The sequence below is a fragment of the Nostoc commune NIES-4072 genome (assembly GCF_003113895.1).
Classification (GTDB): Bacteria; Cyanobacteriota; Cyanobacteriia; order Cyanobacteriales; family Nostocaceae; genus Nostoc; species Nostoc commune.
The window spans coordinates 3743828-3755481 of record NZ_BDUD01000001.1; the positions used below are offsets into that span (position 1 = coordinate 3743828).

At 39.7% G+C, this 11654-nt stretch carries 11 protein-coding genes and 1 pseudogene; 3 read left to right on the top strand and 9 right to left on the bottom strand.

Annotated features, from left to right (window positions below; genetic code table 11):
- Nucleotides 1-1734: 1734 nt before the first annotated feature.
- From CDC33_RS16695 to CDC33_RS16715, 4 genes are all read right to left on the bottom strand, one after another.
- A complete protein-coding gene (locus CDC33_RS16695) occupies nt 1735-2121 on the bottom strand; it encodes a C6orf136 family protein (protein WP_109009414.1) in 387 nt (128 codons plus the stop codon).
- Nucleotides 2122-2194: 73 nt separating this feature from the next.
- Nucleotides 2195-2758: a leucine zipper domain-containing protein gene (locus CDC33_RS16700; protein ID WP_109009415.1), complete on the bottom strand. Its 564-nt coding sequence runs from the start codon at nt 2756-2758 to the stop codon at nt 2195-2197.
- Nucleotides 2759-3110: 352 nt separating this feature from the next.
- Nucleotides 3111-4298: a transposase gene (locus tag CDC33_RS16710; RefSeq protein ID WP_109006963.1), complete on the bottom strand. Its 1188-nt coding sequence runs from the start codon at nt 4296-4298 to the stop codon at nt 3111-3113.
- A gap of 3 nt (nt 4299-4301) precedes the next feature.
- A complete protein-coding gene (locus CDC33_RS16715; protein ID WP_109007605.1) occupies nt 4302-4697 on the bottom strand; it encodes a four helix bundle protein in 396 nt (131 codons plus the stop codon).
- A 260-nt stretch (nt 4698-4957) separates the two neighbouring features.
- On the opposite strand from CDC33_RS16715, the gene CDC33_RS38835 reads away from it, so the two are divergent.
- Nucleotides 4958-5125, top strand: a complete 168-nt coding sequence (locus tag CDC33_RS38835; RefSeq protein ID WP_181374038.1) for a hypothetical protein — start codon at nt 4958-4960, stop codon at nt 5123-5125.
- A 24-nt stretch (nt 5126-5149) separates the two neighbouring features.
- Here the strand turns inward: CDC33_RS38835 and CDC33_RS16720 are convergent, their stop codons facing one another.
- The gene (locus CDC33_RS16720; protein WP_109009417.1) at nt 5150-5338 is read right to left on the bottom strand and encodes a hypothetical protein; all 189 of its coding nucleotides are present in this window, start codon (nt 5336-5338) and stop codon (nt 5150-5152) included.
- A gap of 60 nt (nt 5339-5398) precedes the next feature.
- Between CDC33_RS16720 and CDC33_RS16725 the strand changes: the two genes are divergently transcribed.
- Nucleotides 5399-6649 carry an RNA-guided endonuclease InsQ/TnpB family protein gene (locus tag CDC33_RS16725; RefSeq protein ID WP_109009418.1) on the top strand — a complete coding sequence of 417 codons (1251 nt, stop codon included), beginning with the start codon at nt 5399-5401 and terminating at the stop codon, nt 6647-6649.
- Between the two features lie 7 nt (nt 6650-6656).
- Here the strand turns inward: CDC33_RS16725 and CDC33_RS16730 are convergent, their stop codons facing one another.
- Nucleotides 6657-7328, bottom strand: a complete 672-nt coding sequence (locus CDC33_RS16730) for a HupE/UreJ family protein (RefSeq protein WP_109009419.1) — start codon at nt 7326-7328, stop codon at nt 6657-6659.
- A gap of 93 nt (nt 7329-7421) precedes the next feature.
- Nucleotides 7422-8165, bottom strand: coding sequence for an SGNH/GDSL hydrolase family protein (locus CDC33_RS16735; RefSeq protein WP_146195827.1), 744 nt, complete (start codon nt 8163-8165; stop codon nt 7422-7424).
- A gap of 265 nt (nt 8166-8430) precedes the next feature.
- Here CDC33_RS16735 and CDC33_RS16740 point away from each other — a divergent pair, with 265 nt between their 5' ends.
- A complete protein-coding gene (locus tag CDC33_RS16740; protein WP_109009421.1) occupies nt 8431-10269 on the top strand; it encodes an endonuclease in 1839 nt (612 codons plus the stop codon).
- Here CDC33_RS16740 and CDC33_RS40525 read toward each other — a convergent pair.
- Entirely contained in the window at nt 10203-10391 is a 189-nt protein-coding gene (locus CDC33_RS40525) for a helix-turn-helix domain-containing protein (protein ID WP_244919250.1), read from the bottom strand. The genes CDC33_RS16740 and CDC33_RS40525 overlap by 67 nt on opposite strands.
- A gap of 774 nt (nt 10392-11165) precedes the next feature.
- Nucleotides 11166-11582: pseudogene (locus CDC33_RS16750) on the bottom strand (sensor histidine kinase); the annotation flags it as partial.
- Nucleotides 11583-11654 lie beyond the last annotated feature (72 nt).

An 11654-nucleotide genomic window follows, 5' to 3' on the forward strand; every position in this document is an offset into this window, starting at 1 on the left:
AGGTCTAATTAGAAATTAGACAAGCAAAGTTATTGAACATTGCAGATTGCAACATTTTAAAAATTACCAAATCTGAGGCTATACTACAAAAATCATAAGATAATATGCATGGTATTGCATGATATTAACTGTATACAAACCTTACTTATTAAAGAGTATCAGCGAATAGAATAAATTACGAGCGCAGTAGTTAACAACAAATGCTTTTAATGAACAATTAGTGTTTGCTCATCCTCCATATTCCCTACTATAAGCTTACCTCGCCTCTGTTTTCTGCCTTGCGCCTGGGGGTACTAGGCGGTTTGAACATTTTCATCTCATCAATTTTAGTTTTGGAAGAGTCAATTATAGCTAGAGCGATGTTATAAGCATCAAGCATAGTGCGTAACTGCTCAATTGATTTAGTCAGATTTTGCAAATCGCAATTAGCGCCAAAATCCATGTTTGAATCTATTGCTTTGAGTCCAGCGAATCTCAATTTAGCTTTTTATAAAATACGGGATGTACGTTTTGGACGGGACATAAATCTAATTCATTAGAGAGGTTTCTAGAGCTAGTTTGACTTAGTAAAGCTGTTTTCTGGTTCAGTAAAATTCGTGAATAATTTTATTTTTTATAAAAATACTACTTAAGTATAAGTAATTTCTTTTAATTGCGATATTGCACCTGGTTTTTTGTAAGATTGCTTTAATGTTAGTGATGAATATCGTGATGTTGTTGAAGAAGGCAGAAGGCAGAGGGCAGAGGGCAGAAGGTTCAATTTAGAAGGGGATTCAAACCCCTCCTAAATTGAGGCCACCAAATTGAAAATTTGGTGGGGGTCTTAAACCCTTGTTCCCTTCGGTCACGAGCAGAGGACACGAGTCAGAATTCCCTTCTGCCTTCTGCCTCCTGCCCTCTGCCTTTCCCGATAATAAATATCGTGATGTTGATGATAAATATCGTGATGTTGATAATAAATATCGTGATGTTGATGATAAATATCACGATGTTGATGATGAATGTTGCGATATTCATCGCCAACTTAGCAGAGTGCTTAGATTTGCACTCATGAGCAGAAATATGAGAAAAATGGGCGTGACTCGCATATAGAAAAGCAAGAAAAATGGTTTCAATTCTTGCCCACGCCCAAAATTTAGTTTATATCAAGTCCGGTTAATCACTTATGATTACCCCATTTGTGCAAAAATCAGAAAAGCCTCTTTCCCCCTGCTCTCTGTCCCTTTGCAGTCTTAATAATAAGTCTTTAGCCGGACACGATATTACAGCTTACTATCGCTAAAGCATAGCTGTCTACCAACAAGAAAATCTTGAAGCTATGTTGGGATTCTTCTTGCTGTCCTTTATTTCTTATGTTTTAACCTATTGGGCTTATTTATCCTGTGCGATGGCATCTACAAATTTACCGCATTGAGGACAAGTAGCAGAAATTGCATTCCACGCTATATTTCCATAATTAGTGCTGTTACTTCTTTTACAACACATTGAACGCCTGAGAAACTTAGCACTTAGTTAAGGAATTGACATTCAAATTTCCAGTGCAAGATATAGGACTAGTATTTGATTTATGAAAAGATACGTAGGGTGTGTTAGCGACAGCGTAACGCACCATCATCAAGGGTTTGGTGCGTTACGAACTGCGTTCTAACACACCCTACAATACCTAATTTTGTTCAAAAATCAAATATGATTCCTATATGAGGTAAAGAGAGAATTAGAGCAAGCTTTAATTGTTTACATTTTTGCAGCAAATAAATGCTGCTTTACTACATCTAAGCGTGAACAATTCCAATAATCGACATGGGAGACAATCAAACCATCAGAGTTGAGACTTAATTCACTCCAACCAGGAATAGAAATTCGTGGCTTCCAGGGGAGAGGAGTATTCCAACTGAGTGTCCACTCTGTTTTTATTGTGTCTCCTAAACGTTGAATGTTATGTAAGTCCATTTTGGTATTTAAAAACACAGTCTCGATAAAATTAATCATCTGTTTGTAACGTTTAACGCCACGAAATTTATTTAGTGGATCTTGAAAATAAACGTCTGGAGCGTAAATGCTGTAAGTTTGATTTGCTGGGAATCTTTGATAGTCTTCTTTGAGGATTTCAATGATATCCATGATAAATATATATATCTGTAAATTGGTTATATGAAAACGTGGTGCGGATATAAATCCTGATTAAAAATTGAAATCAACTCTCATTCCATAAACGTTCTAACTGACGCCGCCAAGCAGCTAAAACTTCTTCTCGCGCCTCTGAGGTTTGATTGATTTCACCCATCAATCCTTCTGCATAAAAGCGTTCCAAGCTTTGCATAGTAGCTTGTAGAGATTGTCCTTGCTGTTTTGCTGCCTGAATAATTTGCCGGATACGGCTTTCAATTAGTCGATTAAAGACATTATCTAATCTAGCTTGATGGAGAGATACAAGTCGATTAATTGCATTAGACAAATCTGTACTTACTAAAGTGCCACTGTTATGTTGAAATACTCCCCAAATCACCCCTTCATACAAAGCGTAACGTACTTCTTGAGTGTCATCAAAGTTGGCTTCTAGGAACTGTTCTAAAAATGGTTGGGCTTCTTGGATAGGCACAATAGGTAGTAAAACTCGCAACCAAGTATTATCTTCAGAAAGCAGCACCAACAGCCGGAAAGCTGAAGTGTCTACTTGCCAAGATCCAGGAGCGATCGCACCAACAGCCGATGTGCCAAATATTTCTGTTAACGTACCCGCAATTTCTTCAGGTGTCATAAGCCTTTTTTGAGATATAGCCTCTAGATTAGCGTAGAGGTGCATCAGCTTATTCACTAAAACCCTGTGCTACTTAGTTGCTGGACAATTTTCAGTCTGAAGACGTAGTGGGGGCGTACAGCTAAGTGTACGCCCAATACTGCTCGGTTAAGGAATTTCTTGGTTGAGGCAAGCAGGGGGAGCAGGGGGAGAAATGGAGGCTGGCGTTGAGTTTTTGCCTCCCCTGCCTCCCCTGCTTCCCCTCTCACAAGTGTAGGTTTTTTACAATCAGATCTAGAATGAGGTAAGACTTGGAAGACTTGGGGGGAAAGTAGACAAGGAAGCTTTTTTACGCCAGAACCATTCATTGAGATTAGGAAGTATTGGCAGCAGCAGCAGATGTACTGTGGTAGGGTTGTGGAAACAAACCAGTTAAAGAAATAGCCTTGCCGTTAAGTAAGTCAGCAAGAATATGAATTAAACCTTGAAGAAAACAAGAAATCTTACAAACAGTTTTTTTGGGAATATCTTGTTTTTTGTCCAGATGATTTGGAGAAAGTTCTTTCGATAAATTATTTAGGTAATGTGGCTCTATATCAGTGCCAATTGTTATAGTCCAAAGGGTAGCTACAGCCATAGCTAACCATACCCTTTCGGCTCTATTTGGTTCTCGTAAACGAGTTTTATGCCACTGCCAACCATCACTTTTGATATCCCGATAACTACACTCAATCCAAGAACGTAAAGAATACCAGAGAGCATCCCCTTGTTGGGGTAGTAAATCCGTGACAATTAACCAAGGATCTTTGTAACCTTCATCCCAACGGGCAAGTATTGTGCAATTGAGTGGATTAGTTTTAAAACAGGTGACTATTCCAGACCAACTCGTCCCTGTTTTTTGTACTAGTTTATCTAAAAACTGCCATTCGGTCTCTCCTCTAATTTGATATGTTCCAGTATAATTAATTCGTAAAAAAGGATGCCAATTCAAAGCACAAATTGTGTCAAACAACCAGTCAGCATAGAGTCCTCTATCTGCTGAAACAACGACTTGCATTTCCGGAGGAACAACATCTTTCAATGATTGGAATAATTGCTGCCAATGAGGTTTCCAAGCTCCTTTTTCTGTTCCTTTGACAATTTTCCAAGCTACAGGAATGCCGCAACCCCGATAGAGAACATGAACAGAAAGAACCGTGAAGTGTTGTCCAATATTAGTGCTATCTACCGCAAGAGGAAGCCATTTTTCTTCACTGTTCCACATACTCAAAATCCATTGGAGTAGAGGAGCAAAGCACTTAGTTACATCTATAGCAGTTCTTTTTTTTCCTGTTTTGGCATCTGCTTCTTGATACCATTCTTTTAGTCTTTGTCGAACTGCATTAGTGTTCTCTTGATTAAGCCTGCCGATAAATTCTGAGACTCTGGTTAGACTACTTGAGCCTGTCATCACTATCCCAAAGCTCCAAGTNGCTAAACCTGCTACTTCTGGCAAAGATAGATCAGGGAAATGATAACTAACAATTTTCGCCCATTCTTTGAGATACTTATTCTTTAGCATTCTTCAACCAATTAACCAATCTTCTGGTTGATTAATCATCTTGACTAATCCGCTTAATACTTGATTATATGCACCAGATAAATTTTTTTCCTCTTCTATCGATAAATACTGATATCTGAGAGCAAACTTCAGCCAAACCTGGGTTTCTGCTGCTTCTGCTTCACATTCGTTTAATTTAGCGATAAATGAGGCTTTATATCTTCTTTTTCGCCAAGCCTCTGCTAAGTTGGCACAAACTGAGCGAGATGAACGACGAATTTGGTCTGTAAGAGAGTATCTTTCTTCCTCTGGGAACCGTTTTGATATCTCAAAAATAGTTATAGCTGCCTGAAATGCTTTTTGGTAGATGATTAAATCTTCGTGGGTTATAATTTTTCTGCGTTCTTCCTCCTTGTCCACTTTCCCTCCTTGTCTACCTAGTCTTACCTCATTCTAGATGTTTTTTGTAAAAAACCTACACTTGTGAGCTGCTTCCCCTGCCTCCCCTGCTTATCCGAGCAGTATTGAGTGTACGCCCCCACAAATGAATGTATTCCACTCAATTCAAATATTTAACTCATCCCCTGGCTTTACGCGGCGAGGGAAATCGAAGTCATTAGTCATTAGTAAGCGGTACTTATTTTGTCGTGTTGTAAATTGTTCAGTAATACTAATGACTAATGACCATTGACTTTCTTACTAAGACGGCAAGGCGACAATTCCTCCCATACCGTGATGTTTGGGCTTCCTTGTCGTCTTTCGGTGATTTAGCTAAAGCAGAAGAAGCCCCACGTCTCACCCTGTACTCAGGGGAGCGTGGGATGAATTCACAGGCTGTGAGGAATTGACCAACGAGGGATAGTGAACGCAGTTTACTGGACAATGTTGGTCGTTGGCGAAGCCTCTCGAAGAGATGACGAATTGCCTATCTCTAGGGTTGGTAAAGAATCAATGAGTTCTTCAATTACTTGAGTCATACTTTTGTCAGTGCGAACTGCGTACAATCGTACTTTATTGAGTCTACGCTCACTAATGCGTATCTTTAACTCTTTGTTCTTCATTTGTTCCCCCAATGTTCCCTCGTTTATGTTAACATAATGAGACGAGGATGAGGCGAACAAGTGAGAACAGCGTATCAATACAAACTACGACCAACAACAAAACAAGCCATTGACATAGATAGATGGCTGTCTATGTTATGCGCTCAATATAACTACTTGTTGGCTGATAGATTTGATTGGTATGAGCGTAATCGTTCACCGATTAACGCTTGCCCTCTTGTCTGCCACATACCAGAATTGCGCGATAACCCAGACTATTACTCACAAAAGAAAACGCTACCGCAGCTTAAAAAGACTCATCCTTGGTACGGCGAAATTTACTCGCAGGTACTACAAGATATAGTCAAACGAGTTAAGGTAACTTTTGACCGTTTTCTTAAAGGTGATAGTAATGGAAAACGAAGTGGACGACCTCGGTTTAAGTCACGCGACCGTTATCGCACGTTCACATATCCACAGATGAAGGATGGATGTTTGCAAGGCAATCTAATTACTTTGCCCATGTTCGGCATAGTTAAAGTCCTAAAGCATCGTCCTATTCCAGATGGCTTTAAAATTAAAACTGCATCTGTTACCAAAAAAGCTGATGGATATTATTTAACTTTAAGCCTTGAAGATACGACAGTACCAAATATTAAACCTGATTTCAATGCAGACTCAATTACAGGTATTGATCTCGGTTTAAAAGAGTTTTTGACAACTTCCGAGGGTGATGTTGTTTCAATCCCTCAGCATTACCGGAAATCTCAGAAGCGATTACGGGCTATTCAAAAACGTATCTCACGCCGTAAGAAAGGGAGTAATCGGCGCAAAAAAGCTATTAAACAAGTTGCCAAACAGCACAAAAAAGTAGCTGATAAGCGTAAAGACTTTCACTTCAAAACAGTCAATAATCTACTGAAAAAATATGATGTTGTAGTTCACGAAGATTTAAACGTCAAAGGTCTTTCTCGTTCCATGCTAGCCAAGTCTGTGCATGATGCTGGGTGGTCAAGCTTCTTGTCAATTCTAAGCACCAAAGCCGAAAATGCTGGGTTATTGGTAATTGCAGTGAATCCATCAGGTACTTCCCTTGATTGTTCTAGTTGTGGGGTGAAGGTTCCCAAAAAGTTGCATGAAAGATGGCATTCTTGTCTGTGTGGTTGCAGTCTAGATCGAGATCATAATGCAGCTATCGTAATAAAAAATAGAGCCGTGGGGCATCCGGTTCTTAAAGCTCATCGAGTATCCGTTCGCGTAGCGTCTCCGCCAGGAGAAGCAATAGCTGGATTTGGTGAGAAGCCTACACTGTACTGTACTCAGTCAGTGTAGGAGTATGTCACATTATTGAATTGCTCAAAAACACAATGCCGATCGCACACAAAGCGAAGCCAGTAATGCTAATTTTCCAAGGTAAAATTCGGTTTTCTCCCATACCCATTGCACTACCAATTTCTCTGGCACTCATGACAACCGCAAACAGAGTTAAGGTCATGCCTAGTATATAGGCAATTAATGGCATCATTCCTGCCCCAATAACAGATTCGGCATCAGCGTAACCCTGAAATAAACCAGCACTGATGCCCACTAGAGCAAGTACTATAAAGTTTGGTTGATTTGGCATCATCAGCATAGTACCAAAAACGATGGTAGAAATGGCGATGGCTATTTCTGTACCTGGTAAATTTAGCTGAAATAAATGAATCACAATGCCTAAAACTGTTGCTAAGACAAAACACCCAGCGATCGCAGCACCACGAATAAATACAGATGAGAGTAAGCCAATAGCAACAATACCAACTAAACAATTCAAACCAATTACTGGATCTGCCAATCCCCAGATAAAGCCTTCCCAGCAGTTAGAGATGGTATGAATATCTGGTGTTCTACTCAATGAACTCAGTAAGCTAATTATAATTAGGACTGCGATCGCTCCAATATGGCGATGCATTAACCTTAAGGTAGAAAATTCGCCCCAAGCATGGGATTGTGATAATTTAGTTTTGAACATTAGCATCTGCCAAGTTAGTTGTTTCGGTAATTTATACTACCCACATACCCAAAAAAACTAACCTGGTAATCATGCCAAATTACACTAGCTTCATCAAGTATTTCTGACGATGCACTCAACCAAATTTTGAATTATTTCAGCATCTGTTTCACTTAAACTTTCCAATTCAAGTCTGTTGCCTTCTTGTGGGGTATTAAATTGGCTACTGTATATACGGCGACTTAACCCTACCGGACTATTTTGTAAAAATGTTGTATAAAATACGCAAGCTGCTACGTATGAGCCAATAGGACTAGGGTGGCTTTGATCTGGACTATAAAGGTTTAATTTCGGATTAGCTTCCTGAACTTTTTGCCAAGCTATTCCAACAGGTGCAACTTTGGCTTTCAGTTCTTTAGTAATTGTCATGTATGAATCGGTCAATATCTGTTGCGTTTCTGGTTGATTTTGCTTTGCCCAAGTCAAGTAGAATACTGTTTGAGAATTCACTCGCTTGATTTCGGCATCAAACAGACTGGCGTACTTGTACATTTCCTTGGGATTAGTAATCGGTAAGGTACTTTGCTCTTGAAGTACTACGTAGTCCCACCGTTTCGCTCTCAATAGCCTGAGTGCTTTACCACGTTTCCAGTGGTTTTTGAGGGTAGCTCCAGCAACCACAACCATTTCAGTTTCGAGCATTCTAGTTTCTTTTGCCGACTCAGCCAAGTGTTGTGTCAACCAAGGAAGGTCATTAACATAGGTATAGCTGTTGCCAATAAATAAAACTCTGATTGTCTGCTGTTCTGTTCCTTGGAAGGTATTTGCTTCAGTTGGCTTCTTTATGAGCTGAAACAAAGCAATCATCAAAAAGAGGAATAAACATACATATACTATATTTGTGCTTATCATCACTAAGACTTTTGCCGCATAACTTATTATTGAACAAGCTTTTTTAGGTACAGATCGAAAAGCCTACTTCCTACTCCCCGCCCATGTAGATAATTTCAAAAATCAAATACGATTCTTATAGAACACAAGCTTTACCTAAGCTAAAGCTTATCTTAACTGAACTATGTTAAGAAGAAGACTAATCTAGAAAATACCTTCATTGAAAGAGAGAATGAAATTTATTAAATTGCTACTACTTAATATTGCTCTCATCTTCTTTGCCTGGATTAGTCCACTGCAAGCTAGTCCAATAGCTCAATTGCCAACTCCTGTACCTTCAGTTCCAGAACGTGAAACAACATCTCTGAAAAATTCCCAGGATGTATTGACTGTTGCGACTTTTAATGTTGAGAATTTAGACCCGAAAGATCGACGCTTTGATAATATTGCCAAAATTATTCTCAATAATTTGAATGCACCAGATGTCATCAGTTTAATTGAAGTTCAGGATAATAACGGGCCAATCAATGATGACGTTGTGAATGCAAACCAGACTTACCAAAAACTGATTGCTGCGCTCGAAGATATCGGTAGTCCAGCATACGATTTTGTTGATATTCCGCCCCGTGACGATCAAGATGGTGGAGAACCTGGAGGCAATATCCGTGTCGGTTTATTGTTTCGACCCAGCCGGATAACTCTAGCAAAACTGCCCAGAAGAGGCGGTTCATTAGATGCTGTGGCTATTACTCAAGGTTCAAATGGTCTTGACCTCTCGCTTAACCCAGGTCGCATTGACCCTACAAATAGTGCTTTCGAGCAAAGCCGTAAGCCACTTGCGGCAGAGTTTATATTTAACGATCAAAAACTGTTTATCATTGCTAATCACTTTGTTTCTAAAAGAGGGGGTTCTCCCACCGACGCTCAACGAGTGAAACAAGCCGAAATCGTTAATGGATTCGTAGCGCAACTACTACAAGTTGACCCGCAAGCCAAAGTAATTGTACTGGGTGATTTAAACGATGTACCAGATTCCCTATCTCTGAAGACCTTGAAGGGTAATATTCTGGAAAATCTGACTGATCGTTTACCTGTTAGCGATCGGTTTAGTTTTAAATTTAGTGGAAATCTTGAACTTATTGACCATTTGTTGGTCAGTGAAAATCTTTCTCGTGTTGCTCAACCGGAAATTGACATTGTGCATGTCAATGTTGGCTTTAGTAGACCTGTCAGCGACCACGATCCGGTGATTGCAGCGTTTACATTACCTGCTAACCAGTCTACCTCTGACACCATCTCTCCTGTTAGCCAACCTCCCGTAAGTGATACCATCCCTCCTGTTAGCCAACCTACTCCCGCGAATGATCCGGCAATTATATTGCCTCAATTAGCCAAATTCGCTTTAGTTGACGAACTAGCTAAAGAGTATACGCCTAGCAAAATCTTGAATTACGATCGCGCAAGAGATGAAATGTTTGGCATTATTGATAACCGAGCAGGGATTGTGACAGATATTTATGCCAGTTACCCAATCCGTTTAACTGGTAATGGCGATCCTAGTCAGGAAGCTGACAAATTAGGACTGAATACGGAACATGTTTGGCCACAGAGTAAAGGTGCTGATAAAGGTAATTCCCGAAGTGACCTTCACCATCTATTTCCTGCACGAGAAGATATCAATAGTGAGCGAGGCAATAAACCCTTCGATGATATAGCCGACACGATAACTAAGAAATGGTATCGAAATGATACTGTTCAATCTACAATTCCTACTAGTGGAATTGACGAGTTTAGCGAATCAGGATCTGCCAAATTTGAGCCGAGAGAGAAAGTAAAAGGAGATATAGCTAGAGCAGTGTTCTACTTTTACACTATCTATCGGAATCAGGCTGAGAGCGTAGACCGAAATTACTTTCAGAATCAGCGTCAAACTTTGTGTAAATGGAATCAGCAAGACCTACCTGATATTACTGAAATAGAACGCAGTCATGCGATCGCTAAATTTCAAGGTAATGACAATCCATTCGTATTAGATGCCACCTTAGCAGAACGGGCATACTGTAATTCGTGAACCCAATCAAATCTATCTCCTAGTTGCTTGTTGTACCAGTATCGGCAGACTCGCAACCAATAATTGAGTTCTAGTTTTTGATTGGTATTTGGGTAGGCTCGATACTGGTAATTAAGCAACATAATTAAGCTACAACAACTGCAATAAAACGAGTAGGACGGTTAAGTTTGTAGTCTACTGTGCGCTCATCAATATATTCACCAAAACAGTGCTGAGTGCCGAGTAACGAGTGCTGAGTAAAAAGTAAAATTAATTGCACTCAGCATATAGGGTCTGAATCCTTACAATTTATTTATGAAAAAAATAAAAATATTTTTTTTGAGACACGTAGTGCAAGAAAAAATACGTCCTTGTTTTCAATCCCCTAGTTTTAACTATGGGGTTATACTCAGTACTCAGCACTACTGAAGATGATTTACATAGCCTTTAACGTAATCACCAACACGGGCATCGAACTCTACAGTGTCTCCAGGTTTTAAGTCTAGAGATTGGATTGTTTTGCCGACAGTGAACCAGATACCAGATATGGTCTGTAACTTGCTTGCCAGTATCTACAAGACACACATCTTTAAACAGTATTGTTGGTTCTGGGTATCCGTTATAGTTGGTCTTTTTACTGAACCGTTCAACGGTAGAATGGGTCATATTTTGTTGCTAGTTGTGGTGGCGTAACTATCTCAACCTTGAAGCAATATATTCAAGCTCAAGATAAACCTGAAAATGGCGACTCCGACGCGGGAGTACCCGCTAACGCTTCGCTATCATCGACCCACAACCAAGTCAATCCTGCGGATTGAATTGGTTGTGGGTCAATTCGTCATCGCCCAAAAATTCATCCCACACTGCCTTCGGTCAGATGTGGGATGAATTTTTGATTAAGCTAAAACGGTAATGTTTAAGGTCAATTTTAGTTGGCAGTTAGCTGCTTCTAGTTGTGCCGGACTTGGCAAAGCCAGAGCCTGGGGAATGATGGGTAACAGTGCGATCGCTGTATATAGTGAAATAATAGCTGTAATAACTTTCATAAAAGTGGACAGCCAGTAAGTTGGATGCCAAAGCGTCCATACATCCATCACATGGGTTGTACCACAAGAGACGATAAAAGCTCCAAATAATAAAAGTATCCATTTGAAAGGAAAATCCTTTCGCTTATGGACAAAGTAAACAAGAATGATCGGAATAGAATAATACACCAAAGCAATCAGAGAATCTGAGATAATGTTTAGCCACACTAAACTCGGTTTCCAGAGGTAACAATGTCCATGTGGAATAAATGAGCTATCAGTCAAAAAATCTTGCAAAAATTGCAGCATACACGATCAAACGAAGTAATTTGTCAAATATCGAATGACAAATTATACACGCTGTATTAAAAATTGTCTTTA

Bases quoted from the DNA above. Each gene is read 5' to 3' on its own strand.
- CDC33_RS16695 (WP_109009414.1), bottom strand. From the start codon at position 2,121: ATGGATATCATTGAAATCCTCAAAGAAGACTATCAAAGATTCCCAGCA.
- CDC33_RS16700 (WP_109009415.1), bottom strand. From the start codon at position 2,758: ATGACACCTGAAGAAATTGCGGGTACGTTAACAGAAATATTTGGCACA.
- CDC33_RS38835 (WP_181374038.1), top strand. From the start codon at position 4,958: ATGACCATTGACTTTCTTACTAAGACGGCAAGGCGACAATTCCTCCCA.
- CDC33_RS16720 (WP_109009417.1), bottom strand. From the start codon at position 5,338: ATGAAGAACAAAGAGTTAAAGATACGCATTAGTGAGCGTAGACTCAAT.
- CDC33_RS16730 (WP_109009419.1), bottom strand. From the start codon at position 7,328: ATGTTCAAAACTAAATTATCACAATCCCATGCTTGGGGCGAATTTTCT.
- CDC33_RS16740 (WP_109009421.1), top strand. From the start codon at position 8,431: ATGAAATTTATTAAATTGCTACTACTTAATATTGCTCTCATCTTCTTT.
- CDC33_RS40525 (WP_244919250.1), bottom strand. From the start codon at position 10,391: ATGTTGCTTAATTACCAGTATCGAGCCTACCCAAATACCAATCAAAAA.